The sequence below is a fragment of the Rhodoferax sediminis genome, from assembly GCF_006970865.1.
Taxonomy (GTDB): domain Bacteria; phylum Pseudomonadota; class Gammaproteobacteria; order Burkholderiales; family Burkholderiaceae_C; genus Rhodoferax_A; species Rhodoferax_A sediminis.
In genome coordinates this window covers 2,204,862-2,229,787 of record NZ_CP035503.1, presented here as the reverse complement: position 1 = coordinate 2,229,787, position 24,926 = coordinate 2,204,862, and the positions used below count along the sequence as shown (strand labels likewise).

The following is a 24,926-nucleotide window of genomic DNA, read 5'->3' as shown; positions in this document are numbered from 1 at the left end:
GGTCAATGAAGCCGCTCGCTCTTGTCGCCATCCTCGCGCTGTGCGGCTGCGCGGTCGGACCGGATTTTCGGCCGCCTGCCGCGCCGGACACCCAGACCTACACCCGCGAAGCCCCGCCTGCGGCAACGGTGGCGGCCGGTGGCGCGGCGGGGGCATCCCAGAGCTTTGTCACCGCGCCACACGCCGTCCCGATGTGGTGGACCCGGTTTCACTGCGATGCGCTCAACCGCCTGGTCGATCACGCGTTGCAGCACAGCCCGACGCTCGCGCAAGCGCGCGCAAAACTCACCGAGGCGCGCGAAAACTACAGGGCACAGGCCGGCGCAACCGACTTCCCGAAGATCGACGCGACGCTCGGCGGCGCGCGACAGCAGGTGGATATCGCGGCGTTCGGCATCCCGAATGTGCCGAATCCCGGCCCGTTTTCGTTGTACAACGCGTCGGTCGGCGTGTCGTATGCGCTCGATATCTTCGGCGGCAATCGCCGCGCGCTGGAAGCCTTGAAGGCGCAGGTCGACTACCAGTCCTTCGAACTCGAGGCGGCGCGGCTCACCCTGGCAGGCAACGTCGTCTTGGCCGCCGTTCGGCGCGCGTCGCTGGCGCAGCAGATCGCGCTGGCACAGCGCCTCGCCGACGCCCAGGCGCAACAACTGGCGATCACCGAGGGACGCTTCGCGGCCGGCGGCGTGGCGCAGCTCGACGTGCGCAGCCAGCGCACGCTGCTGGCGCAGACCCGCGCGTCGCTGGCGCCGCTCGCAACGCAACTCGCGCAGGCCGATCACCAGCTCGCGATCCTGCTGGGCAGCGCGCCGTCCAAGGCGGATTTCGGCGCCATCACGCTCGATGCGCTGCAGTTGCCGGACACGCTGCCACTTACGCTGCCGTCCACGCTGGCGCGCGAGCGGCCCGACATCCGCGCGTCGGAGGCGCTGCTGCACCAGGCCAGCGCGAATGTCGGCGTGGCGACAGCGAACCTGTATCCGCAGTTCATGATTTCCGCCGGGATCGGCTCGGAGCGCACCCGCATCGAAGATGTCGTGAACGGGCTCAATATCTGGAATGTGGGCCTGGCCCTCACGCAGCCGATTTTTCATGGGGGCGCACTGCAGGCGAAGAAACGCTCGGCGCAGGCGGCGTACGACGCAGCGCTCGCCGGCTACCAGCAGACGGTATTGCAGGCGCTGCAGCAGGTTGCGGACACGTTGACGGCGCTGGGCAACGACGCGCGCGAACTGCAGGCCCGCGATGAAGCCGCGCGGCAGGCGCAGGCGAGTCTTGCGATCGCGCAGGCGCGGTATTCCGCCGGCGGCGTCAGCCGATTCGACCGGCTCGATACGCAGCGCCAGGCGCTGCAGACGGCGCTGGAGCGGACCCGCGCACAGGCCGACCGGCTCGCCGATACGGCGGCGCTGTTTCAGGCGCTGGGTGGCGGATGGGTGTCTGCGCCCCTTGCCAATTCGTTGGAATAATGAGACTTGGACACAGGCATCAGCATGACTCGACAACTCATCAGCTCCGGATCGACCTTTGAGCAGGAAATGGGCTACTCGCGCGCCGTGGTGAGCCACGACGCGGGCGGCGACTGGATTTTTGTCTCGGGCACCACGGGGTTTGACTACGCCAGCATGACCATCGCCGGCGACGTGGTGGCGCAGACCGACCAGTGCCTGCGCAACATCCAGGCCGCACTGGCGCAGGCCGGCAGCAGCCTGGCCGACGTGGTGCGCGTCACCTATGTGCTGCCCGACGCGGCCGATTTCCCCGCCTGCTGGCCCACCTTGCGCCGCTACTTCGGCGATGTTCTCCCTGCGGCCATGATGATCTCGGCCGGGCTGGCCGATCCGCGTATGAAAATCGAGATCGAAGTGACGGCGCGCAAGCCCGGCCCTGCGACCCCATCCGTATAGAAATGATAGCTGCCGAGCCCCGGTTTCAAAGGGCTGCGGCGCTAAAAGGCTCAAATGTCGAGCACCAGTTGGGTCTGCGTCACCACCGCGCACAGTTTGCCCTGGGCGGTCAGGATCTTCGTCTGCCAGACCATCGTGGTCTTGCCCCGGTGCAAGGCCTCGCACTCGGCGGTCACGGTGCTGCCCACCCTGGCGGCACCGATGAACTTGGTGCTCGACTCCACCGTCGCCGTGCGCTTGCCCTCGGCAAGACTGACGAAGGTGCCGACTCCGCCCAGCGTGTCGGCGAACGCCATGATCGCGCCGCCATGCAGAATTTCGCCCGTGGTGCACAGGTTGGGCCGGACCTCCAGCGTGGCGACGACGCGATCCGGCGTGACCTCCACCAGCTGCATGCCGATGAGGCCGGGAAACAGCGGCGCGAGCAGTTCCTGAATGGAAGCAAGATCGTTCACGGTATCTCCTAGGATGTTTGCCAACGCAAGCTTCTATTTTGCGGGATTCACTGGCTGAGGGGAGGAGTTCTCAGTCAGTCGCGACATGGGCCGCCTCTGGGAAGGCGACTGAAATCCGCAACCCCGACTGCGCCGGCTCGCTCGCGTAACCGAGGTCGATTTTGGCTTCGAGCCGACCCGCAATGGTCTGCACGATGGACAGGCCCAGCCCGGACCCCACTTCGTCGTGGCCCACGACACGGTAAAAGGGATCGAACACGCGTTGGCGTTCTTCCGGCGCGATGCCCGGTCCCGTATCGGTGACCTGCAGGATCACCTGCCCCTCATTGGCGTGCACCGAGAGATTGATCTGGCCCCCGTTGGGCGTATAGCGGATGGCGTTGTCCACCAGGTTTTTCACCAGTGTCTTGAGGTCCGCCTCGGGGGCCGTGACGCGGGCATCCTGCGTGCCCACGACGCCCACGTCGATATTCTTGACTTCCGCCAGGGGCATCAGATCTTCCAGCACCTGCCGGAAAACCTGTTGCACCGACACCGTTCGGGTTCGCTCCCGGGAAGAATCCTGCACGCGGGCCAGCGTGAGCAGTTGGTCGACCAGACTCCGCGTGCGCCGGATGCCGCTGCGCAACACGGCCAGCCGCTCCCTCGCGTGCGCCGACATGTCCGCTGCGTCCAGTTGCTCCGCTTGCAGCGAAAGCGCCGTCAGCGGCGAGCGCAGTTCGTGCGCCGCGTCCGCGACAAAGCGCCGCTGCATCGACACCGACTGGCCCACCCGCGACAGCAACCGATTGATGGCCACCACGAAGGGGCGAACTTCCGAAGGAAGGTGCGCAGGGGCGACTTCGCGCAGATCCTGCTCGGAGCGCCGGTCAAGCTCCCAAGCCATCGTTTTCAGTGGCCGGAACATGTTGCGGATCAGGCCACCCACCAGCAGCAGCAAGACGGGAATCAGGATCAGGAACGGCATCAAAGTGCGCTGCGCGCTGTCGCGGGCGATCTCATCGCGCACTTCCGTACGTTGACCAATGGCAACCCGGGCTCCGGACGCCACTGTCTTCACGAACACCCGCCAGGATGTGCCGCCCAGTTTCGTGGTCTGGATACCATCGGATAAATTGGCTGGCAGGCCGGAGAGCGCCCCGGCAGGCTTGACGGACGCGGCGCTGGCAGGGCGCAGCCATTGCACCACCACGCGCGAGTCAGGGTCGCCCTCGAGCTTGTCCACGTGCGGGGCGGCGGATGGAACAGGCAACTGCTGCCCATCGAAGAGGGCCGCCATCTGGCGAAGCTGGTCGTCCTGCAGTTCGATGGCTTCCTGGAACGCCGACAAAAAAGAAACAATGCCGGCGGCGACTGCAATCACCGCGATGACCCCGCACAGCCAGGCCGACAGCCTGAACTGCAACGACTGCCTCAGCTTTCCCTGGAAACCATCCATCCCACCCCCCGTACATTTTTAATGGCGTCACTGCCCAGTTTTTTGCGAAGCGAGTGAATCAGGAATTCGACGGCATTGCTCTCGACCTCTTCGCCCCAGCCGTAAATCCGGTCTTCCAGCTCGCCGCGCGAGAGGATGGCGCCGGGCCGGACCAGCAGGGCTTGCAGCAAGGAAAACTCGCGCCCGGACAGGCGGTTTACCATGCCATTCACGGTGGCTTCCCGTGTGGCGGGGTCGAGCATCAAAGCACCGTTCGAGAGTACCGGGCTGGATGTGCCCCCCTTGCGCCGCAGCACTGCGCGCATGCGCGCCAGCAGTTCGGCCATCTCAAAGGGTTTAAGCACGTAGTCGTCGGCACCACCGTCCAGCCCGCGAATCCGCTCATTCAGTTCGTCGCGCGCCGTGATGATGAGAAGCGGTACGGGGTTGTCCCTGGCGCGGATCGAGCCCAACACGTCAAGGCCATCCTTCCCGGGCAAACCGAGGTCGAGCAAGACAAGGTCATAGTACTGGCCGGAGAGCGTATCGAGCGCCGCTTGTCCATTCTTCACCCAGTCGGTCGCGTAAGAAGCATCCCTCAAGGCACTCTGGATGGCTTCCCCAATCATGGGGTCATCTTCAACCAGCAGGACGCGCATTTACCCTCCGGCAGTCAATGGGCTTGTTTCGCCGCCTTTTGCGGGAAAAACAGGATACAAGTCAGCATCAACGCAAACAGCGCCGCCGATGCGGAGTAACGACTCAATGCCAGTCCGCCAGCATTCAAAGGCTTGTCGAGAAAGTCGCCCACCACAGCCCCAAGAGGGCGCGTGAGAATGAAGGCCACCCAGAACAGCAGAGTGCGAGAAACACTGGTCCGGTAGTACGCGGCCGCAACGAGTGCCAGCAGCCCGCCAAAGACCACCGCACTTCCCTCATAGCCGAGACCCGCCGTGCTGGCTGTCCAGTCACCCAGTGCGGTGCCCAGCGTTTGCGAGAACATGATCGTTACCCAGTAGAACATCTCGGCCTTCGGCGAACCGACGGTGTCGACCGATACCGTGCCCATGGATCGATACCAGATGGCCAGGGAGGCCATCAACAGGGCAAACAATATCGTCGATCCTCCCGCATAGCCAATGCCAAGAGAGCGATCGGCAAAATCTGCCATCGTCGTCCCGACCGTCGTCGTCGCAACGATGGTGATCCAGTACAGGAAGGGGTGAAAGGCCTTGGCCTTGATCTGGGCGACCACGGCAACCAGGAAGATCGCCGCAAAAATGGCCGTTGCCACGAGATATCCCAGGTTCATCGACATGGACACCGCGTCGCCGCCGGTTTCACCCAGTGTGGTGGCGGCAATTTTGATGATCCAGAAGATCAGGGTGACTTCCGGAACCTTGCTCAGCATTCGGGTTGTATCTTTACGTAAAACTGTATTCATGATTTTTCTCTTGATGAGATCAAGGGTGCGGGCTGAAAGGCGCCACTATCCCGGGCAAAACTTAGGACAGGGATAGGGGATAGGCCATTACTTCGCTACCCAGCCATGACGGATCAGTGGCGCGAAAACACGGTGATGCATGGCCGTCGCCCATGGAAGGAGGGGATTCACGAGCCAGCGTGCTTCGCGCCGGCAGAGGCCGGCGCTCAGGATGGCAACCAACCCGGCGCCGACCATGTCCAGAGGGAAATGCACCCCCAGGTAAATGCGTGCCCAGGCCACGGGGAGTCCCAGCAGGGCCAGCGGCGCGCCCGCCGCGCGGGACTCCCGATGCACCAGCAAGCCGAACGCGACGCTCCACAGCAGGGTCAGGTGATCGCTGGGAAACGAGGAGTCGGCCACGTGGGGAATCAACTGGTGGCCCAGCCCGATCATGAAAGGCCGCGGATGCTGCCACACCAGCCCGATCGCCTGAGCGATCAGCAGCCCCACCACACCCGAGAGCGCCGCTTCCAGCATCAGTTTACGGATGTGCTCGCCACCGCGCAGCCAGAGTGCCGCCAGGGACAGCGGCACCAGCCAGATTACGTAGCCCGCAAACAGTTCGGCGATTGCCAGTAAGACCGGGGCCGGATGGGCCGGTGCATTGATGAGCAGAAACAGTGATTGATTGAATTCTTCCATGAAAACTCCGAAGCTGGACCATTCAGGCCGGTCAGGGCGACCCCGTCCATCAGCATGCACACAGACATTTGCGTGACGCACCAGCGTACACAGACAAGCTTAGCCCGCACTGAGTGCCATCGGAGCCCTCCCGGCCAGGGCAATTGCCTCTCGTGAGCAAGGTATCATGACACCCTGTTCAGGGGCCATTCGGGATGCAGGCCTGCAGCCCGTTCGCCGTTCAAACCAACAAGTCAGCGTCCACCGCCCGTGCGTCTCAATTCCATCAAGTTATCCGGGTTCAAATCCTTCGCCGAGCCGACCAACTTCCTGCTGCCGGGGCAACTGGTGGGGGTGGTCGGGCCCAACGGCTGCGGCAAGTCCAACATCATGGACGCGGTGCGCTGGGTTCTGGGGGAAAGCCGGGCCTCCGAGCTGCGTGGCGAGTCCATGCAGGACGTGATCTTCAACGGCACCAACCTGCGCAAGGCGGCCAGTCGCTCCAGCGTGGAGTTGGTGTTCGACAATGCCGACCACCGCGCCGGCGGCCAGTGGAGCCAGTTCACCGAGATTGCGGTCAAGCGCGTGCTGACGCGCGACGGCACCTCCAGCTACTACATCAACAACCAGCCGGTGCGCCGGCGCGACGTGCAGGACGTGTTCCTGGGCACCGGCCTGGGGCCACGCGCCTACGCCATCATTGGCCAGGGTACGATCAGCCGCATCATCGAGTCAAAACCCGAAGAGCTGCGCCTGTTTCTGGAGGAGGCGGCGGGAGTCTCCAAGTACAAGGAGCGCCGCCGCGAGACCGAAAACCGCCTGTCGGACACGCGCGAGAACCTCACCCGCGTCGAAGACATCCTGCGCGAACTCAATGCCAACCTGGAAAAATTGGAAAAACAGGCCGAGGTGGCGCAAAAGTACAACACGCTGCAGGCGGACGTGACCCTGAAACAGCATCAGCAATGGTTCCTGAAGCGCGCCGAGAGCGAAGCGGACCAGGCCCGGGTCCGGCTTGACGCCGAAAAGGCGGTCAACGACCTCGAATCAAGGCTGGCCGACCTGCGCCATATCGAAGCCGACCTGGAGACCATTCGCCAGGCGCATTACGCGGCCGGCGACCAGGTCAACCAGTCGCAGGGCCTGCTGTACGAGGCCAGCGCCGAGGTCGGGCGGCTGGAGGCCGAAATCCGCTTCGTGGTGGAGGGCCGCCAGCGCGTCGAGCAGCGCCTGGCAACATTGACAGAGCAAACCGCGCAATGGGCCGCGCGCGGCGACGATGCACGCGCCGAGACCGAAACCCTGGCCGCGCAGGCACAGGATGCCGAAGAAAAGGCCGAGTTGCTGGCCGCACAGGTCGAAGAGCAGGCCCACGTGCTGCCCGATCTGGAAGACGCGCTGCGCCAGGCGCAAACCAAGGCCAACGAGCAGCGCAGCAGTGTGGGCCAGGTGCAGCAGCAAATCCAGGTGCTGGCGGCGGAGCAGCGCAGCATTGAGGAGCAGTCGCGCCAATTGAATCAGCGCCGCGAGCGCCTGGCCGCCGACAAGAATGCACTGGCGGCGCCCGACGAGGCGCGCCTGGTGAACCTGAACAACCAACTGGAGGCCGCGCAGGAAGCTGCCAGCGTGGCCGACGCGCGCCTGCACGAGCTGCAGGAGTCGGTGCCGCAGCTCGATGACGACCGCCGCACCAGGCAGCAGACGGTGAACAGCGAATCCGCCAAACAGGCGGATCTGTCGGCCCGCCTGGAGGCGCTCAAGGCCTTGCAGGAAAAGGTCAAGACCGGCGGCAAGCTCAAACCCTGGCTGGCCAAGCACGGGCTGGATGGCTTGCAGGGCCTGTGGAGCCGGATCCACATCGAACAGGGCTGGGAGAACGCGCTGGAGGGCGCGCTGCGCGAGCGCCTGGGCGCGCTGGAGGTGAGCCGGCTGGACATGGTGCGCTCGTTCAGTGGCGACGCGCCGCCAGCCAAACTGGCTTTCTACAGCCCGCCGCAGGCCGGTTTGCCCGAGAAGGCAGCGGCGCGGCCCCGGCTGGCCGACCTGCTGCGCCTGAACGATGCGGGTCAGAAGGCCCTGCTGACCGACTGGCTGCACGGCTGCTACACGGCGCCGAGTTTTGAAGACGCGCTCGCCAGCCGCGCCCAGCTGCAGCCGGGCGAGGTGATTTACGTCAAGACCGGGCATGCGGTCAGCTTGCACAGCGTGAGCTTTTACGCGCAGGACTCCGAGCAGGCGGGCCTGCTGGCGCGTGCCCAGGAAATTGAAAACCTGGAGCGCCAGTTCAAGGCGCAGGCGCTGATCAGCGAAGAGTCCCGCTCGGCCCTGGTGCGCGCCGAAGCCGCATATTCCGATGCGTCGCAGCGGCTGATCGCGGCGCGGCGCGAGGCGGCCGAGAGCCAGAGCCGCGCACATGAGCTGCAGGTGGAGACGCTGCGCCTGACGCAGCTGGCCGAACAGACCCGCGCCCGCAGCGAGCAGATCGCCGCCGACCTGCACGAGGTCGATGCCCAGCTGGGCGACCTGCAGGAGCGCCGCGTCACCGCGGAAGGCCGCTTTGAAGAGCTCGACATGCAGCTGGCCGACACCCAGGAGCGCCATGCGCAGCTTGACGAGCGCGTGATCGAGGCCGAGCGCCAGCTGACGCAGTGCCGCGAGCAGCGGCGCAGCCTGGAGCGCCAGGCCCATGAGGCCACGTTTGCCCAGCGCAGCCTGGAGTCGCGCAAGGCCGAGCTGGCCCGCGCGATGGAAACGGCTGCGCAGCAGGCCCAGAGCATCGCGCAGGAGCAGCAGCAGGCCCTTGATGAGCTGACCCGTCTGACTGCCGCCGCGGCCCAGGCCGGCCTGCAGAGCGCGCTGGCGCTCAAGCTGGAGCGCGAGGCCGCACTGGGCGCCAAGCGCAGCGAATACGACGACCTGACCGCCAAGCTGCGCGCCAGCGACGAACGCCGCCTGCAGCTCGAGCGCGAACTCGACCCGCTGCGCCAACGCATCACCGACTTCCAGCTCAAGGAGCAGGCCGCGCGACTGGGGCTGGAGCAATACACCCAGCTGCTGGCCGATGCCCAGGCCGACCTGGAGGCCGTGGCCAGGTCCGTCGAGGAAGGCAACGTGCGTTTGCCCGGCATGCAGGGCGAGATCGACCGTCTGCACCGCGAAATCGCGGCGCTCGGTGCCGTGAACTTGGCCGCGCTCGAGGAGCTGAACACCTCGCGCGAGCGCAAGCAGTTCCTCGATGCCCAGACGGCCGACCTGGTGGAAGCCATGACCACGCTGGAAGATGCCATCAAGAAGATCGACAGCGAAACCCGCGAACTGTTGGCCGGCACCTTCAACACCGTGAACGAGCATTTCGGCCGGATGTTCCCCGAGCTGTTTGGCGGCGGCAACGCCCGCCTGGTAATCACCGGCGAGGAAATCCTCGACTCGGGCGTGCAGGTGCTGGCCCAGCCGCCGGGCAAGAAGAACCAGACCATTCACCTGCTCTCGGGCGGCGAAAAGGCCCTGACCGCGATTGCGCTGGTGTTTGCGATCTTCCAGCTCAACCCGGCGCCGTTCTGCCTGCTCGACGAGGTGGACGCGCCGCTGGACGACGCCAACACCGAGCGTTATGCGAAACTGGTGCGCGCCATGAGCCGTGAAACCCAGTTCCTCTTCATCAGCCACAACAAGATCGCGATGGAAATGGCCGAGCAACTGATCGGCGTGACCATGCAGGAGCAGGGTGTGTCGCGCATCGTGGCGGTGGATATGGAATCCGCCGTCTCCATGGCCGAGGCGGCCTGACCCGCAGGAGCGACAGATGAGCACGTTGCAAATCAGTCTGGCCATCGCAGGAGGCCTGGTCTTGGCCGGTGTGGTGGCGCACAGCACCTGGAGCTCGCGCAGAAACGCGCCCCGGCAGGCACTGCCCGAGGCCGGCAATGGCGCCGGCCGCGCGGCGCCGGCGGACGGCACCGAGCCGGCGCGCACCGAACCCACCTTCGACGACGACCTGGCAGCGTCGCACCCGCTGCCGGTGCCCGAGAAAAAGCCGGGCATGGATGCCCTGATCGACGTCATCGCACCGATTGCGCTGGATGCCCCCGTCTCAGGCGACGCCGCGCTGGCCGCCATGCCGCCCACGCGCCGCGCCGGCAGCAAGCCGTTTGCGATCGAAGGCTTCAACGAGGTTGCCCAGCACTGGGAAACACCGGTGCCCGGCCAGCGCTACGGCGCCTTTCAGGCCGGTGTGCAACTGGCGAACCGCACCGGCGCCCTCAACGAGATTGAATACTCCGAGTTCGTGATGAAGGCGCAGGCCTTCGCCGACGCGGTCAATGGCGCGCCCGATTTCCCCGAAATGCTCGATGAAGTGGCCAGAGCCCGCGAGCTCGACCAGTTCGCCAGCGACCACGACGCGCAGCTCGGTTTCTCGCTGCGCGCGCAACGCGCCGCCTGGAGCCCCGGCTACGTGCAGCAGAACGCGGCGCGCCTGGGTTTCGTACCGGGCGTGATTCCGGGGCGCATGGTGCTGCCCGCGAGTGTGGCTGGACTGCCGCCCCTGCTCGGGCTGGCGTTCGATACCCAGGCCGCCATGGCCGACGACCCGGCGCAGTCGGCGCTGCGCGAAGTCACGCTCAGCCTGGATGTGCCGCAGGTGGATCGCGGCGAGCAGCCCTTCACGCGCATGCGCGAGGCGGCCGCAGCCCTGTGCGCGGCGATGGACGGCATCGTCACCGACGACAACGGCCAGCCGCTGGTGCCCGAGGCCATGGACGTGATCGGCGCCGACCTGGAGCAGCTGTACGACACACTGGACGCGCGCGATCTGTCGGCCGGCTCCGCGCTGGCGCGCCGCCTGTTCTCCTGAGTCGGCGCTCGCCGCCGCGCTGCGCCATGGCAAACCCCCATTTGTTTGCGCCGCCCGAGCCGGGTTCCGACGCCGCGCGCGTCGAGGCGCTGCGCCGCCAGCTGCACCATCATGCGCACCGCTACTACGTGCTCGACGAACCCGAAATCCCGGACGCCGAATACGACCGCCTGTTTCGCGAGCTGCAGGCGCTGGAGGCCGCGCATCCCGAACTCTTCAGTCCCGATTCGCCGACCCAGCGCGTGGGCGGCAAGCCGCTCGACCAGTTCGCCAGCGTGCGCCACGCCGTGCCGATGCTGAGCCTGCGCACCGAAACCGACACCGAACCCACGGGCGCCATCAGCTTCGATGCGCGCGTGCGGCGCGAGCTGGGCCTGACACCGGACGATCCCCCCGTTGAATACGTGACCGAGCTCAAGTTCGACGGCCTGGCGATGAACCTGCGCTACGAGGCCGGCACGCTGGTGCAGGCCGCCACGCGCGGCGACGGCGAAGTGGGCGAGGACGTGACGCAGAACATCCGCACCATCGGGCAAATTCCTTTGCGCCTGCCCACTGGCGTGCCCCACGTGCTCGAGGTGCGGGGCGAGATTTTCATGCGCCGCGACGACTTTGAAGCGCTCAACGCCAGACAGCGCGACAAGGGCGAGAAGACCTTCGTCAACCCGCGCAACGCAGCCGCCGGCGCGGTGCGCCAGCTCGACCCCGCGATCGCGGCGCAGCGGCCGCTGAGCTTTTTTGCCTACGGCCTGGGCGAAGTCACGCCCGCCGCGCAGGGCGGCCCCGAATTCCAGACCCACTACGAACTGCTGCAAACCCTCAAATCATGGGGTTTTCCGGTCGCAGCCCAGGTGCAGATTGCGCATGGCGCTATGGAATTAGTAGCGTATCACCAGTCCATCGGCAGCCAGCGCGACCACCTGCCGTTCGACATCGACGGCGTGGTCTACAAGGTCAACAACCTGGCGCTGCAACAGCAACTCGGTTTTGTCACGCGCGAGCCGCGCTGGGCGGTGGCGCACAAGTACCCGGCGCAGGAGCAGCTCACCACGGTGCTCGGCATCGAGGTGCAGGTCGGGCGCACCGGCAAGCTCACGCCGGTCGCCAAGCTGGCGCCCGTATTCGTCGGCGGCGTGACCGTGACCAACGCGACCCTGCACAACGAAGACGAGGCGCGCCGCAAGGACGTGCGCATTGGCGATACCGTGATCGTGCGCCGCGCCGGCGACGTCATTCCCGAGGTCGTGAGCGTGCTGCCCGAGCGGCGCCCGCCCGGTGCGAAGGTTTTCACCATGCCACGGCACTGCCCGGTCTGCGGCTCCGCGGCGGTGCGCGAGGAGGGCGAGGTGGACTACCGCTGCAGCGGCGGCCTGTTCTGCAGCGCGCAGCGCAAGCAGGCCATCCTGCACTTCGCGCAGCGCCGCGCGGTCGAGATCGAAGGGTTGGGCGACAAGCTGGTCGATCAACTGGTCGATGCGGGCGTCATCCGCACCTTGCCCGACCTGTACCGCCTTGGCCTGACGTCGCTCGTCGCTCTGGACCGAATGGCCGACAAGTCCGCGCAGAACATCGTCGATGCGCTACAAAAATCGAAGCAAACCACGCTGCCGCGGTTTTTGTTCGGGCTCGGCATCCGCCATGTCGGCGAGGCCACGGCGAAAGCATTGGCGCGCCATTTCGGCAAGCTCGATGCCGTCATGGACGCCACCGAGGAGCAGTTGCTGCAGGTGGGCGACGTCGGCCCGATCGTCGCCAGCAGCATCCGCACCTTCTTCGAGCAGCCGCACAACCGCGAGGTGGTCGAACAGTTGCGCGCCTGCGGCGTGACCTGGGAGGAGGGCGAGCCCGCCCCCGTGGCGCCGCAGCCATTCGCCGGGAAGACCTTCGTTCTCACCGGCACGCTGCCCACGCTGAGCCGCGACCAGGCCAAGGAACTGATCGAATCCGCCGGCGGCAAGGTGGCGGGCTCGGTCAGCAAGAAAACCAGCTACGTGGTGGCCGGAACCGAGGCGGGCAGCAAGCTGGCCAAGGCGCAGGAGCTCGAGGTCGCGGTGCTCGACGAGGCCGGTCTGCTGGACTTGCTGAACGCTCGGGCCTGAAGCGGCCGCTCCATCCAACGTCGATGGCCACGCAGTTGACAGATATCGAACTCGGGGAACGTGGCCGCGACAGCGCCTGGATGGTGTTTCTCGTGTTCCTGCGCCTGGGGCTGAGCTCGTTCGGCGGCCCGATCGCGCACCTGGGCTACTTCCGCGCCGAATTCGTCACGCGCCGGCGCTGGCTCAGTGAACGCAGCTTCGTCGATCTGGTGGCGCTGTGCCAGTTTTTGCCGGGTCCGGCCAGCAGCCAGGTCGGCATCGCGATCGGGCTCTCGCGGGCGGGCTTGCCGGGAGCGCTGGCCGCGTGGACCGGCTTCACGCTGCCCTCGGCCATCCTGCTGACGCTGTTTGCGCTCGGGCTGTCCGCCTGGGGCGACGCGCTGCCAGCCGGCATCCTGCATGGTTTGAAGGTGGTCGCCGTCGCCGTCGTGGCCCAGGCCGTGTGGGGCATGGCCCGCAAACTGTGCACCGATGCGGCGCGCATCGGTATCGCCCTGGCTGGCGCCTGCATCGTGCTGCTGTGGCCGACCGCCGCGGGGCAGGTCGGCGTCATCGCCGCGGCCACCGTGCTCGGCCTGCTGTGTTTCAAGCCCGCGCAAGACGGCGCGCACGACGCGCTGCCGGTCTCGGTCAGCCGCCGCACCGGTGCCATGCTGCTGGGGCTGTTCTTCGCGCTGCTGCTGGGGTTGCCTCTCGGGCTGGGCGTCTGGCCGAACCAGGCGCTGGCCGTGGTCAACGCCTTCTACCGCGCCGGCTCGCTGGTCTTTGGCGGCGGCCATGTGGTGCTGCCGTTGTTGCAGGCAGCGGCAGTGCCCAGCGGCTGGGTCACGAACGAAACCTTCCTCGCGGGCTATGGCGCGGCGCAGGCGGTGCCCGGTCCGCTGTTCACCTTTGCGGCGTTTCTGGGCGCCTCGATGACCAGTGCCCCGAACGGCTGGATCGGCGCCGCGTTGTGCCTCGTCGCGATCTTCGTTCCGTCGTTTTTGCTGGTCATCGGCACCCTGCCGTTCTGGGAGCCCTTGCGCCACAGCGTTCGCACCCAGGCGGCGCTCGCCGGGGTCAACGCGGCGGTGGTCGGCCTGCTGCTGGCCGCGCTGTACCGCCCGGTCTGGACCAGTGCCATCGGGCGGCCGCAGGACTTCGCGCTGGCGTTGGTTGCCCTGATGGCCCTGATGGCCTGGAAGCTGCCGCCATGGCTGGTGGTGCTGGGCAGCGGCGCGGCGGGCTGGCTGCTGGCAGCTGTGATGCCCTGATCCGTTGCCGATTCTGATTTCGACATTGGCACAACCCTGCCGGGCCAGCTATTGCCGGGCCGGCGCAGCCAGCTCTTCAATGAGCTACTGGCAAAAATCGTCTTTGCGGCGATTTCCGCAAGCATGGACTGGCGCGAGCCTGGAAATCCGGTTCGGTCATGGTGGCCTCTGGAGGAAGCGGCGCTGACGGGTTGATCCCACGCTCGCCTGCGGCGCGAGAGCAAGGCCCTGTGAGCGCTGCGCGCTTGCAGTCGCGCAAATGCGGTATTGCGGGCGGGGATTGCCGGGCTATAAACAAAATCGCGGCGTTGTCCGCATGGGTGGTTCGCCAGGGCTGGACGTCACCCCTACTGCGCTGCGCGCCAACCCGAGTCTCATCAATCATTGACTTGATGTGGAGGTTGAAATGACACGTAAATACATTGACTGCCGGGAATATCCGAGCGAGATGAATTGCACGGTCGCGCTCTGTGCCGACACGGACAAGGAGTTGCTTGCCGCCGCCGTGCAGCATGCCGTGGCGGTGCATCAGCATCAGGACACGCCGGAACTGCGCTCCCAGCTGCAGAAACTGTTCAAGGAAGGCAGCCCGCCGATCGAAGCTCCGCGCAAGTAGCGGGCGGCGCAAATGGCTCCGCCAGAGGCTACCGGGCGTAGAAGCCCGAAGCGACCAGGCCCGGGGTTCCATCGATCGTGATGAACTCGGAAAATGCCGCCTTGCCTTTGCTGTCGATCAGCGCTGCGGCCTTGTTGACCAGCGCTTCAACCTGCATGGTTCTGTCAGATGCCGGTGGGGACTGCTGCGCATTGGCAGGATTGACCATCGCCGAGGCGGCCAACACAGTGCAACCCAGGCTTTGCCTAAGCATCGATTTCTCCCTGGCAGATGTGGAAAAACCCCCATAAGGCTCGACCTGTGGGGCGAACGCGCGAGCTGGCGCCGCCATTGTGGTTCTAGTCTTGCCGCGGCACAAATTCAAGTGTGCGTACTTTCGGGCCAATCCTGTTCCGCGCCGGCCGAAGACCTGGCGTGCGGCTTCAATATCCCATGGTGTATCGCAAACGCTGCGGCTTCGGTGCGATTCGCCGATCGGGTTTTGCTCAGGATGCTCCGAATGTGGTTGGCCACGGTGTTCGGGCTGACAAACAGCGCGCTGGCAATGTCCCGGTTGCCGCGCCCGACCGCGACCAGCCGCAATACCTGCGCCTCGCGCTCGCTCAAGCCAGCGGGATAGTCCACAGCGGCTGAATCGGGCGTCGACTCCCGCCGGCAGCTCTCGATTTGCGTGCGCAGCGATGCCATTCCCAGTGTGCTGGCTTCGACGAGCGCGGCCTCCAGCAGCGCCCGCGCTTGCTGCCGATCGCCCGGTCCATGCCGGGCTATCAACATCACTGCGTACTGATGACGGGTGCGCGCCAATGCAGGACGCGCGCCCTGGCGCTCATTCATGGCCAGGGCGGCCCTGTAGTGGCGCTCGGCATCCTCTTCGCGGCCCATAGTTGCGCACAACATCCCAAGGAGCAGGTCTGCCGCACCAAAGCAGGCGATCGAGGTTCCGGCCAGCAGGTTGCGCCCCGCGTAGGGCGCCAGCCATCGATAAAGTGCCGCGGCGCTGTCCGTATCGTGCAGCGTGCAGCACACATGGGCGAGGTAGGCCAGACTCGCCAACCAGACACCATCGTGCACCAGCCCGGCAAAGCCATCTGCCGCCAGCCCATTGAACTCGCCTCGTGCGGCGTCCAGCTGGCCCAGCTCGGCGTAGATCAGCGCAAGCCCGGGCCGCCAGACATTGGCTTGCCCGGTCGCCGTGACAAGGTGCTGTAACAGCGGCGCCACCTCGGGCAGGCGGCCCTGTTCGCGGCGCAGCGTGAACATCTGCACACCGTACACGCCTGCCGCGTCCAGACCCGGCATGCGGTCGCCAATCTGCAGGGTGTGCTGCGCGAGCGCCTCGACCTGCGCAAAGCGCCCCTCGAACAGCGCATGCATGGTGCGCGAGCAGGCCCCCACATACTGCAGGAACGGCTGGCGCAATTCGTCCGCATCACGCTCGTAGGCCGCCAGGCCAGCTCGCCAGCTCTCCATGTCGCCCAGCTCGAAATGATCGAACATGCGCCACGCGGCGGCCTGTGACATCAGCAGCCGGTCGCCCGCTTGCGTGGCCAGGCGCAATGCCTCCTCGGCGTTGTCCATCCTCTGTGAGGTCCGTTCGTGCTGCCACCGCGCCGACAGCGTTGCAATCAGTGTCGTGGCCAGGGTTGAAGGATCGTTCGTGCGCCTGGCCATCGCCAGCGCCTGTTCGAGTACTTTCATCGCCTGCGCTTCCTCACCGCTGAAGATCAGGGCCCGCGATAGCGCGCTCAACAACTGAACCATCAAGGACAGCTCCCCGCCATCCAGCGTGACGAGCGCCTCGCGCAGCAGGCGGGCAGCGGCAACGCCCGGCAGGCCGGGTGCCCAGCTCGCGGCCTCGAATCCGAGCGAGGCACGTGCCAGCTCGTGGCTGTTGCCCGCGTCCTTCGCCATCTGGGCAGCCTGCGCGAACACCTCGCGCGCCTGCAGGTATTCGCCGCCTTGGGCATGAGCCTCCCCGAGCGCATTGAGCACCCGGCAACGCGACACGGCATCGGCGCTCGTGCCCGCATCCATGCCCTGCAGCGCCAGGCCGTAGTAGCGCACCGCCTCTTCATGCGCCATCAGCTTGTCGGCCTGCTCGGCCGCTCGCAGCGCGTATGCGACCGCCAGCGCGGGATCGCCGCCCGGCAGGGCCGCCCAGTAGTGATGCGCCAGGGCCGGCAGCTGGCGCCCGGGATCGTTGCGATGCGCGGCCTCCAGGGCACGGCCCACCTTCAGGTGCAAGCGCCCGCGCTTCGGGAGCGCGATCTCGTCATAGAGGATTTCCCTGAAAAGGGCATGCCCGAAGTGATACCGGCCAGGCGCCGTCGGCAGCGCCTCGATCACATTCGCTCGTAACGCCTCCTCCAGCGCGCCGGTCAACGCGTCTTCGTCCAGCTCGTCCACCAGATGCGCGAGCAGGGCAGTATCGAACGAGCGTCCGATCACAGCGGCGCAGGTGAGCACCTGATTGGCTTGCACCGAGAGCCGGTTCAGGCGTTGCCCGATGACCTCCTTGATGCCTTCGGGGATGCGCATCAGCCTGCCAGCAGGCGAAGCGGTTGAACTACCGCATGCCGCGCCTTCGAGGGCCTGTTCCTGCAAAAGCAGTCGTGTCATTTCGCTCACGAACAGCGGATTGCCCTCGGTCTGGCCGTGCACCCTGTCGAGCAGCACCGGCGGGACCACGGCGCCAACCGCCAGTTTCATCATGAGGGCTGTCTCGTCCCGACTCAGGCCGGACAGGCGCAGGCGCGTGAAGTGCTGGTGCCGGGCCAGCTCGCCAAGCGTGCCGGACAGCGGATGCTGGCGCGACAGCTCCATGTCGCGGTAGGTCACCAGGACCAGCACGTGGCAGGCGCCCAGATCCGGCGCGAGAAACTCGAGCAGGCGCAGTGACGATGCGTCCGCCCAATGAAGATTGTCCAGAATCAGCAGCAGCGGCTGCTCCTGGGCCGCCCGCCTCCAGAACTCCGTGATCGCATGGAACAGCCTGAAACGTGTCTGCAATGGGTCGGTCGTGGGCAGAAGCTGCGGGAGGTTCGGGAAGCGCTGCGCGACGTCGGGGACGATTTCTGCCAGCGCCGGCGCAGCGCGCGCCAGCGCACGGTGCACCGCCGTATCGTCGTGCGAATCGAGCCAGCCCTGTATGACTTCCAGCCAGGGCCAGTACGAGGGCGCCCCCGGCTCCTCGCTGCAGCGCCCCCAGAGCACCTGCATGCCGCGCGCCGCGGCGCGCCGGGCCAGCATCTGCGCCGTATGGGTCTTGCCGATCCCCGGGTCCCCGGCCAATGCTGCCGCGCCGCCCGAGCCGGCCAGCGCGCGCGTTAGCAGGGCGTCCAGGGCCGCCAGCTCGCGCTCGCGCCCGACAAACAATTCGGACGCAGGTTGAAGGGCCGCCTCTGCCATGGATGTGGTGCCAATGTCCGCGCACAGCGCCGCGCCGCAGCCATCGCAGAAGAGTGCGACAGGCCGGTTTTCGCGGCCGCAGAAAGCGCATTGCATTGGCATCGTCAGACCCGATCGCGGCGGTGAAGCCTGAAATGGATGAGCGCCAGGCCGTCAGGCGAACGACTCCGGACGGATCCGGCTGACCTCGACCACCACGTCGGCAGGCAGGTGGGCCAGTCGCGCCGCTTCGCGAATGGCGTCAGCGCTGGGCGCCTCGTACAGGCAGTAGGTCTTCTTGCGATCAGCCGACAGGAACGAGATCAGCCAGTTGACGCCGACATCGGTGTTGATCTGCTTGACGGCCGCGACACTTGCATCATCAAGTTGCAGTGCGTCGGCGAATTGGCGCTCGATCAGGAACAGTGGCATGGTTTGCACCTCCTGGATGGCCGCCGCCGGCCGTCCACCAAACATTCTGCGACGAACCGCAATCCCGGTCAACGCATCGCGCCAGCGGTCCCGGGATAGTCAATTTTGACCATTGACCAAGGCATCGGGTGCCTTGGAAAAATGATCAATCCGGCGGATTGTGCGCACGCCCTGCATCTCCTAGAGTGAACTGAGGTCGGCACGCCGGACCGGCCGGAACCCTTGATTCCCACTGACCAGGAGCTGTCATGTTCAACGATACCCAACTGCAAGCCTACAAGGCGCAACTGCGTGGCGCCCTCATCGAACCCGGCGACGCCGCCTACGATGCGTCGCGCAAGGTCTACAACGCCATGATCGACAAGCGGCCACGCCTGATTGCCCGCTGCGCCGATGTGGCCGACGTGATCGCCACGGTGAACTTCGCGCGCGAGCATGCGCTGCTGCTCGCGGTGCGCGGCGGCGCCCACAACGGCGCCGGCCTGGGCGTGTGCGATGACGGCCTGGTGCTCGACCTGTCGGCGCTGCGCGGCATTCGCGTCGATCCCAGGGCGCACACGGTGCGCGTCGAGGGCGGCTGCACCTGGGGCGATGTCGATCACGCCACCCATGCCTTCGGGCTGGCGACGCCGGCCGGCATCATCTCGACCACCGGCGTCGGCGGGCTGACCCTGGGCGGCGGCATCGGGCACCTGTCGCGCCGCTTCGGCCTGACCATCGACAACCTGCTTTCGGTCGACATGGTGCTGGCCAACGGGCAACTCGTGACGGCCAGCAGCAGGGAGAACGAGGACCTGTTCTGGGCGGTGCGCGGCGGCGGCGGCAACTTCGGCGTTGTGACCTCGTTCGAGTTCAAGCTGCATGCGGTCGACAACGTGGTGGCCGGCCCAACCCTCTGGCCCCTGGAGCGCGCGGCCGAGGTCATGCGCTGGTACCGCGATTTCATCGTCGGTGCGCCGCCGGAACTCAATGGCTTCTTCCTGTTCCTGACCGTGCCGCCCGCGCCGCCGTTCCCCGAGGCACTGCACCTGAAGAAGATGTGCGGCGTGGTGTGGTGCTACACGGGCGATCCGGCCCGGGCGGAACAGGTGTTCGAACCCGTGCGCGCCATGAGCCCTGCGCTCTACGGCATTCACGCCTTGCCCTACCCGATGCTGCAGCGTGCCTTTGACGGTCTTTATCCGCCCGGCCATCAATGGTATTGGCGCGCCGACTTCGTCGATGAGCTGCCCGAGGAGGCGATCGCCCTGCACGTCGAACACGGTCCGCGCGCGCCGACGATGCAGTCCTCGATGCATCTTTATCCCATCGATGGCGCCGTGCACCGGGTGGGCCGCAACGACACGGCGTTTTGCTACCGCAGCTCGAAATGGGCCATGGTGATTGTGGGGGTGGACCCCGATCCGGCCAATCGCGAGCACATCACCCGCTGGTGCAAGGACTACTGGGATGCGCTGCACCCCTATTCCGCCGGCGGCGCCTACGTGAACTTCATGATGGACGAGGGCCAGGAGCGTGTGCAGGCGACCTACCGGGAGCATTACCCGAAGCTCGCCGCGGTCAAGCAGAAGTTCGACCCCGGCAACCTGTTCCGTGTGAACCAGAACATCAAGCCGGCAGGCTGACCGCGAGTTTTCACGGAATCCTCCCGCAGCACCGGCGTTCAGATCGCCACCAGTTGCCGCACATCATCGGCCTCCACGTCCTTGCCTCGACGGCCCACGTACGTCACGAAAACGCCCTGACGCGACTGGCAGCGTCAGGAATCCGGGGCCGCCTCAGCCATTGACCGCAATGGTGCAGCAGCGTAGATTGATGCGTATTCACACCTCTTCTTTGAGAGACGCATCATGTTCCAGTCCACCCTGATGGCCGGCCAGCGCATTCTCGTCACCGGGGGCGGCACCGGGCTCGGCCGCGCGATGGCCGGGAAGTTCCTGTCGCTGGGCGCCGACGTGGCGATCTGCGGCCGGCGCAAGCAGGTCTGTTACGAGACCGCCGCGGTATGGCGTGACCAGTTTCCCAAACGCCGCGTCGACACCTTCGGCGTCGACATCCGCAATGCGCAGGACGTCGAAACGATGGTCGCTGCGCTATGGGACAGCGGCGGCCTGACGGGCCTGGTGAACAACGCCGCCGGCAACTTCATTGCACCGACCGAGAGCCTGTCGCCACGCGCTTTCGACGCCATTGCGGACATCGTTTTTCATGGCAGCTTTTACGTCACGCAGGCCGTCGGCAAGCGCTGGATCGCCGAGGCCAAGGCCGGCGCCTGGCAGCCAGGCCGACCGTACCGCAGCGTGATGAGCATCGTCGTCACCTGGGTCGACAACGGCTCGCCGTACGTGGTGCCGTCGGCGATGAGCAAGGCCGGGATCGAGGTGATGACCAAGTCGCTCGCGGTCGAGTGGGCGCGCTACGGCATCCGCCTGAACGCCGTGGCGCCCGGCGAGATTCCGACCGAGGGCATGAGCAAACGGCTCAGCCCGGGCGAGGAACCCGGCACGCGCAGCAAGCAGCGCAACCCGATGGCGCGCGCCGGCGAGATGACCGAGCTGCAGAACCTGGCGGCGTTTTTGCTGGCGCCCGGCCAGTGCGACTGGCTCACGGGGCAGACGATCGCGATGGACGGCGGCAATGCGCTGGCCACCGGCGGCAACTTCTACGAGCTGCGCGAGTGGAGCGATGCACAGTGGCAGGCCGCGCGCGAGCGCATCGAGGCGCAGAATCGCAAGGACAAGGAATAGCGCGGCGTACGGCACGCCGGCCTCGAAGCTTGGTCCAGATGCCTCATTCCGTCGTGGCGCCGGACTCCTTCACCACCTTGACCCACTTCGCGGTTTCGCTGCGAACGAAGGCGGTCAATTGCGCGGGGCTCATGTGGCCAGCCGACACGCCTTGCTCCTCGAAACGCTTCGTGACATCAGGCTGCGCCAGCACCTGTGCCAGTTCCTTGCTGGTGCGCTGGACGATCGCCGCCGGCGTGCCGTGCGGCGCCATCAGCGCAAACCAGGTCGTCATGTCGTACCCGGGCAGGCCGGACTCGTTGAGCGTTGGCACGTCGGGATAGGCCGGTGAGCGCGTGAGCGTGGTGACGGCGAGCGCCCTGACCTTGCCGCTGTGAATGTGGGGGTTGGCCGAAGGGCTGGTTTCGATCGCCATCTGGATCTGGCCGCCTATGACGTCCACCATCATCGGCGCACCGCCCTTGTACGGAATGTGCGTGATTTGGGTCTTCGTCATGGACCGGAAGAGCTCGCCCGAGATGTGTTCCGTGCTGCCGTTGCCCGCCGAGCCGAAGTTGACCGTGCCGGGATTGGCCTTGATGTAGGCCACCAGGTCGGCGACCGACTTGACCGGCAGTTGGGGGTTGACGATCAGCACATTGGGCGTCGTGGCGACGAGCCCCACCGGATCGAAGTCGCGCTGGAAGTCGTAGGGCAGGTGCTTGTAAATGCCGGGCGCGATCGCATGCGCGATGGTGGCCATAAAGAACGTGTAGCCGTCGGGCGGCGCCTTGGCCGCGATGGCGGCTCCCACGGTGCCGCCGGCGCCGCCGCGGTTGTCGATGATGACCGGCTGTTTCAGCGCCTCCGAGAGCTTGCGGCCGACCTCGCGCGCGACGATGTCGGTGGTGCCGCCTGGAGCGAAGGGCACGATGATCGTGATCGGCCTGGTCGGCCAATCGCCCGCGTGGGCACTGGCGGCTCCGAGGACGATGCACAAGGTACCGAGACCGGTACGCAGAAGGGTTTTCAAGGACTGTCGCATAGGAACTCCGTGGGGTTGTTGTTGAAAGGATCGCTCACTCCGAGCCGAGCTGCAGCCGGTTCGGTTGCCGCTTCTCGATGGCATTCTTGAGCAGCGCTGCCGAACGGAAGATGCCGTGGGCGAACTTGCCGTAGGGCAGCGTAAGAAAGAGCGCCATCACCACGCCGAGGTGAATGGCCAGTAGCAATGCCATCGCGCCTGTGTCGCGCCAGACCAGCAGGGCCAGGCCGGTGAGGCTGATAAGCAGCAGCAGCGCAATGAAGCCGCGGTCCATCGGTCGCTGCGCCAAGTCGCCGTGCGCCGGGTCGCGCCGCAGGTTGAGCCACAGCAGCCCGACCGGACCGATCACGAGGCCGATACCGCCTGAGGTGCCCAGTATCACCGGCAGGCTGGTCAGCGGGTAGGGCGCGTGCAGGTCGAGCAGGTAGTGGTAGAGCGTTGCGACGCTGGTGGCCGCGAAGCACAGCATGAAGCCGTAGAAGGTGAAGTGGTGGAAGCGCCGGCGCCATAGGGTGAACCGGTCGTCGGCGTTGTTGCAGCCTTCGCCGTGGCCACCGTCGAGGTACTTGAGGCGCAGCACGTCAGTAACGACTTCGACGGTGGCGTCGCGACGCAATGACGGCTCCTGCGATCTGCCCGTCTCCGAGGCTGGAGATACCTCGCGCCAGAAGCGCGCGACCCCGATGCCCAGCGCGAGCACGGCAAAGCCGAACACCACCCCGAACATCAGCGCCAGCATGTTGTGCGGAAAGATTGCGTAGAAGTTTCCAGCCAGCGGGCCCGGGAACAGCGTGCCCCGGGCGGCCATCGTGAGCACCAGGAACAGCACCAGCGCGAGCGCCGTGGCCAGGACGAGCGTGAGGCCGTTGCGCTTGTAGAGGCTGCCGAGCGCACCGGGCCATGCGTACTCGGCGTAGGTGTCGATGCGCACCCTGGCCATCGCTTGCGGCACGTTGACGGCGAACTCGTGCGGCGGCGCATATTGGCAGGCGTGCAGGCAGGCGCCGCAGCTGTGGCACAGGTTGGCCAGGTAGTGGATGTCGGCCTTGCCGAACTCGAGCCGCCGCGTCATCGCCGGAAACACGGCGCAGAAGCCTTCGCAGTACCGGCAGGCGTTGCAGATCTGCATCTGGCGGCCGACCTCTGCCTCGTTGGCGCTCAGGATCGGGATCACGGGGTAGCCACCGCCGGCCAGTGCGCTGGCCTCGCGGGTCAGGGCTTCAAGCTGTTGCATGTTCGACTTTCCTTGCGGCAGCGGCCGCCTGCGTGCCGGCGATGCGCCCGAAGGCGGTGCCAATGGCCATGCCGACGCCGGCGGTGTAGCCCTTGCCGAGCACGTTGCCGGCCATCATTTCGCCCGCAACGAAGAGGTTGGGGCTAGGCCGGCCGCCGAAGTGCACAGCGGCGCGGTCGTTGACCTTGAGGCCGAGGTAGGTGAAGGTGACACCCGGCTTGAGGGTGTAGCCATAGAACGGCGCCGTGTTGATCGGCCGCGCCCAGTGCGTTTTGGCCGGCGCGAGGCCGGAGGTAGCGCAGTCATCGAGCGCGGTGTGATCGAAGCTGCCGGGGCGGCACGCGGCGTTGTAGTCTTCCACGGTCTTGACGAAGGCCTGCTCGGGCAGCCCGAGCTTGCGGGCCAACTCGGCCAGCGTGTTGGCCGTGGTGCCTGGAAACACCGGCGGCATGAAGCGGCCGATCGCCTTCTGGTCGATGATGGAGTAGCCGATCTGGCCCGGCTGCTGGGCCACCAGCCGGCCCCAGATGGCGTAGCACTTGGGCCAGAAATCTTCCCCCTCGTCGTAGAAGCGCTGGCCCTCGCGATTCACCACCACGCCTAGCGAGACGCAGTCGATGCGGGTACAAATGCCGCCGTCATAGAGCGGCGCACGCGCGTCGATCGCCACCATGTGGGCTTGCGTCGGGTCGCCGATAGAGTCCGCGCCTGCGTCGATCATGTGCTTGAGCAGCATGCCTTCGTTGAAGCGCGTGCCGCGGATCAGAAAATTGTCGGACGGCCACTCGCCGCGCTCGTTCTGGCCCCAGGCTTCGCGCAACCATTCACGGTTCGATTCGAAGCCGCCGGCGGCCAGCACACAGCTTTTCGCTTCGATGCGTTCGCCCTTGGTAGTGCGTACGGCAACAAAGCGGTCGCCGTCGAGCTCGACCGACACCACCGGCGTGTCGTAGCGGACCTGCACGCCGAGTTTTTCGGCGCTGCGGAAGTAGGCGTTGACCAGGGCCTTGCCGCCGCCCATGAAAAAGGCGTTGGTGCGCGCCACGTGCAGCGCGCCCGACAGCGGCGGCTGGAAGTGCACGCCGTGCCGGCGCATCCAGTCGCGGCAGGTCGACGATGCGCGGATCGTGAGGCGCGCCAGGTGCTCGTCGGTGATGCCGCCGGTGACCTTCAGCAGATCCTGCCAGTATTCCTCTTCGGGGTAGGCGTCGATCAGCACGTCCTGCGGCGCGTCGTGCATGCAGCGCAGGTTGCGCGTGTGCTGCGAGTTCCCGCCGCGCCATTCGCGCGGGGATGCTTCGACCACCAGCACGGAAGCGCCCGCCTCGCGTGCCATCAGGGCCGCACAAAGGGCCGCGTTGCCGCCACCAATGACCAGTACATCCACCATGCGTTG

20 protein-coding genes are annotated in these 24,926 nt (G+C 66.3%); 9 read left to right on the top strand and 11 right to left on the bottom strand.

Features of this window, described 5'->3' with window-relative positions; all coding sequences use genetic code 11:
• The first annotated feature begins 5 nt into the window (after positions 1–5).
• Complete coding sequence (locus EUB48_RS10705) at positions 6–1,469, top strand: efflux transporter outer membrane subunit (protein WP_142818994.1); 1,464 nt, start codon at positions 6–8, stop codon at positions 1,467–1,469.
• Positions 1,470–1,493: 24 nt separating this feature from the next.
• A complete protein-coding gene (locus tag EUB48_RS10700) occupies positions 1,494–1,907 on the top strand; it encodes a RidA family protein (RefSeq protein WP_142818992.1) in 414 nt (137 codons plus the stop codon).
• A gap of 50 nt (positions 1,908–1,957) precedes the next feature.
• Here the strand turns inward: EUB48_RS10700 and EUB48_RS10695 are convergent, their stop codons facing one another.
• The 5 genes from EUB48_RS10695 to EUB48_RS10675 all read right to left on the bottom strand — a co-directional run bounded on the left by EUB48_RS10695 (position 1,958) and on the right by EUB48_RS10675 (position 5,907).
• Positions 1,958–2,362: a PaaI family thioesterase gene (locus tag EUB48_RS10695; protein ID WP_210411613.1), complete on the bottom strand. Its 405-nt coding sequence runs from the start codon at positions 2,360–2,362 to the stop codon at positions 1,958–1,960.
• Positions 2,363–2,432: 70 nt separating this feature from the next.
• Positions 2,433–3,800: an ATP-binding protein gene (locus EUB48_RS10690; protein ID WP_142818990.1), complete on the bottom strand. Its 1,368-nt coding sequence runs from the start codon at positions 3,798–3,800 to the stop codon at positions 2,433–2,435.
• Positions 3,776–4,438: a response regulator transcription factor gene (locus EUB48_RS10685; RefSeq protein WP_142818988.1), complete on the bottom strand. Its 663-nt coding sequence runs from the start codon at positions 4,436–4,438 to the stop codon at positions 3,776–3,778. Before EUB48_RS10685 ends, EUB48_RS10690 begins: the two co-directional genes overlap by 25 nt.
• 14 nt (positions 4,439–4,452) lie before the next feature.
• Entirely contained in the window at positions 4,453–5,223 is a 771-nt protein-coding gene (locus EUB48_RS10680; RefSeq protein ID WP_244618170.1) for a COG4705 family protein, read from the bottom strand.
• 87 nt (positions 5,224–5,310) lie between these two features.
• Positions 5,311–5,907, bottom strand: coding sequence for an undecaprenyl-diphosphatase (locus tag EUB48_RS10675; RefSeq protein ID WP_142818986.1), 597 nt, complete (start codon positions 5,905–5,907; stop codon positions 5,311–5,313).
• Between the two features lie 249 nt (positions 5,908–6,156).
• Between EUB48_RS10675 and smc the strand changes: the two genes are divergently transcribed.
• The 5 genes from smc (at position 6,157) to EUB48_RS10650 (ending at position 14,706) form a co-directional block, all read left to right on the top strand.
• Positions 6,157–9,672: a chromosome segregation protein SMC gene (gene smc, locus EUB48_RS10670; protein WP_142818984.1), complete on the top strand. Its 3,516-nt coding sequence runs from the start codon at positions 6,157–6,159 to the stop codon at positions 9,670–9,672.
• A gap of 16 nt (positions 9,673–9,688) precedes the next feature.
• The gene (locus EUB48_RS10665) at positions 9,689–10,738 is read left to right on the top strand and encodes a cell division protein ZipA C-terminal FtsZ-binding domain-containing protein (protein ID WP_142818982.1); all 1,050 of its coding nucleotides are present in this window, start codon (positions 9,689–9,691) and stop codon (positions 10,736–10,738) included.
• A gap of 26 nt (positions 10,739–10,764) precedes the next feature.
• Positions 10,765–12,837 carry an NAD-dependent DNA ligase LigA gene (gene ligA / locus EUB48_RS10660; protein WP_142818980.1) on the top strand — a complete coding sequence of 691 codons (2,073 nt, stop codon included), beginning with the start codon at positions 10,765–10,767 and terminating at the stop codon, positions 12,835–12,837.
• Between the two features lie 23 nt (positions 12,838–12,860).
• A complete protein-coding gene (chrA, locus tag EUB48_RS10655) occupies positions 12,861–14,090 on the top strand; it encodes a chromate efflux transporter (protein WP_210411612.1) in 1,230 nt (409 codons plus the stop codon).
• A 406-nt stretch (positions 14,091–14,496) separates the two neighbouring features.
• Complete coding sequence (locus EUB48_RS10650; RefSeq protein WP_077561070.1) at positions 14,497–14,706, top strand: DUF1059 domain-containing protein; 210 nt, start codon at positions 14,497–14,499, stop codon at positions 14,704–14,706.
• Positions 14,707–14,734: 28 nt separating this feature from the next.
• On the opposite strand, the gene EUB48_RS10645 is transcribed toward EUB48_RS10650, so the two are convergent.
• From EUB48_RS10645 to EUB48_RS10635, 3 genes are all read right to left on the bottom strand, one after another.
• Positions 14,735–14,959: a hypothetical protein gene (locus EUB48_RS10645; protein WP_142818977.1), complete on the bottom strand. Its 225-nt coding sequence runs from the start codon at positions 14,957–14,959 to the stop codon at positions 14,735–14,737.
• 107 nt (positions 14,960–15,066) lie between these two features.
• Positions 15,067–18,114 carry a helix-turn-helix transcriptional regulator gene (locus EUB48_RS10640; RefSeq protein WP_168226738.1) on the bottom strand — a complete coding sequence of 1,016 codons (3,048 nt, stop codon included), beginning with the start codon at positions 18,112–18,114 and terminating at the stop codon, positions 15,067–15,069.
• Between the two features lie 153 nt (positions 18,115–18,267).
• Entirely contained in the window at positions 18,268–18,525 is a 258-nt protein-coding gene (locus EUB48_RS10635; protein WP_142818973.1) for a DUF4242 domain-containing protein, read from the bottom strand.
• A gap of 248 nt (positions 18,526–18,773) precedes the next feature.
• On the opposite strand from EUB48_RS10635, the gene EUB48_RS10630 reads away from it, so the two are divergent.
• A complete protein-coding gene (locus tag EUB48_RS10630) occupies positions 18,774–20,150 on the top strand; it encodes an FAD-binding oxidoreductase (RefSeq protein WP_142818971.1) in 1,377 nt (458 codons plus the stop codon).
• Positions 20,151–20,375: 225 nt separating this feature from the next.
• Entirely contained in the window at positions 20,376–21,272 is an 897-nt protein-coding gene (locus EUB48_RS10625; RefSeq protein ID WP_142818968.1) for an SDR family oxidoreductase, read from the top strand.
• A 43-nt stretch (positions 21,273–21,315) separates the two neighbouring features.
• Here EUB48_RS10625 and EUB48_RS10620 read toward each other — a convergent pair whose 3' ends face one another.
• The 3 genes from EUB48_RS10620 to tcuA are packed head-to-tail and all read right to left on the bottom strand — an operon-like array spanning position 21,316 to position 24,920.
• On the bottom strand, positions 21,316–22,296 hold the full coding sequence (locus EUB48_RS10620) for a Bug family tripartite tricarboxylate transporter substrate binding protein (RefSeq protein ID WP_142818966.1): 981 nt from the start codon (positions 22,294–22,296) through the stop codon (positions 21,316–21,318).
• A gap of 34 nt (positions 22,297–22,330) precedes the next feature.
• The gene (gene tcuB, locus EUB48_RS10615) at positions 22,331–23,530 is read right to left on the bottom strand and encodes a tricarballylate utilization 4Fe-4S protein TcuB (RefSeq protein WP_142818964.1); all 1,200 of its coding nucleotides are present in this window, start codon (positions 23,528–23,530) and stop codon (positions 22,331–22,333) included.
• Positions 23,517–24,920, bottom strand: coding sequence for an FAD-dependent tricarballylate dehydrogenase TcuA (gene tcuA / locus EUB48_RS10610; protein ID WP_142818962.1), 1,404 nt, complete (start codon positions 24,918–24,920; stop codon positions 23,517–23,519). The genes tcuB and tcuA overlap by 14 nt, the downstream gene beginning before the upstream one ends.
• Positions 24,921–24,926: the final 6 nt, after the last annotated feature.

What these genes read in the sequence shown, in the direction of transcription:
- chrA (WP_210411612.1), top strand. Translation starts at nt 12,861, where the DNA reads ATGGCCACGCAGTTGACAGATATCGAACTCGGGGAACGTGGCCGCGAC.
- EUB48_RS10685 (WP_142818988.1), bottom strand. Translation starts at nt 4,438, where the DNA reads ATGCGCGTCCTGCTGGTTGAAGATGACCCCATGATTGGGGAAGCCATC.
- tcuA (WP_142818962.1), bottom strand. Translation starts at nt 24,920, where the DNA reads ATGGTGGATGTACTGGTCATTGGTGGCGGCAACGCGGCCCTTTGTGCG.
- EUB48_RS10640 (WP_168226738.1), bottom strand. Translation starts at nt 18,114, where the DNA reads ATGGCAGAGGCGGCCCTTCAACCTGCGTCCGAATTGTTTGTCGGGCGC.
- EUB48_RS10620 (WP_142818966.1), bottom strand. Translation starts at nt 22,296, where the DNA reads ATGCGACAGTCCTTGAAAACCCTTCTGCGTACCGGTCTCGGTACCTTG.
- EUB48_RS10690 (WP_142818990.1), bottom strand. Translation starts at nt 3,800, where the DNA reads ATGGATGGTTTCCAGGGAAAGCTGAGGCAGTCGTTGCAGTTCAGGCTG.
- EUB48_RS10645 (WP_142818977.1), bottom strand. Translation starts at nt 14,959, where the DNA reads ATGCTTAGGCAAAGCCTGGGTTGCACTGTGTTGGCCGCCTCGGCGATG.
- EUB48_RS10675 (WP_142818986.1), bottom strand. Translation starts at nt 5,907, where the DNA reads ATGGAAGAATTCAATCAATCACTGTTTCTGCTCATCAATGCACCGGCC.
- EUB48_RS10635 (WP_142818973.1), bottom strand. Translation starts at nt 18,525, where the DNA reads ATGCCACTGTTCCTGATCGAGCGCCAATTCGCCGACGCACTGCAACTT.
- EUB48_RS10650 (WP_077561070.1), top strand. Translation starts at nt 14,497, where the DNA reads ATGACACGTAAATACATTGACTGCCGGGAATATCCGAGCGAGATGAAT.
- EUB48_RS10630 (WP_142818971.1), top strand. Translation starts at nt 18,774, where the DNA reads ATGTTCAACGATACCCAACTGCAAGCCTACAAGGCGCAACTGCGTGGC.
- tcuB (WP_142818964.1), bottom strand. Translation starts at nt 23,530, where the DNA reads ATGCAACAGCTTGAAGCCCTGACCCGCGAGGCCAGCGCACTGGCCGGC.
- EUB48_RS10625 (WP_142818968.1), top strand. Translation starts at nt 20,376, where the DNA reads ATGTTCCAGTCCACCCTGATGGCCGGCCAGCGCATTCTCGTCACCGGG.
- EUB48_RS10665 (WP_142818982.1), top strand. Translation starts at nt 9,689, where the DNA reads ATGAGCACGTTGCAAATCAGTCTGGCCATCGCAGGAGGCCTGGTCTTG.
- ligA (WP_142818980.1), top strand. Translation starts at nt 10,765, where the DNA reads ATGGCAAACCCCCATTTGTTTGCGCCGCCCGAGCCGGGTTCCGACGCC.
- EUB48_RS10705 (WP_142818994.1), top strand. Translation starts at nt 6, where the DNA reads ATGAAGCCGCTCGCTCTTGTCGCCATCCTCGCGCTGTGCGGCTGCGCG.
- EUB48_RS10700 (WP_142818992.1), top strand. Translation starts at nt 1,494, where the DNA reads ATGACTCGACAACTCATCAGCTCCGGATCGACCTTTGAGCAGGAAATG.
- EUB48_RS10680 (WP_244618170.1), bottom strand. Translation starts at nt 5,223, where the DNA reads ATGAATACAGTTTTACGTAAAGATACAACCCGAATGCTGAGCAAGGTT.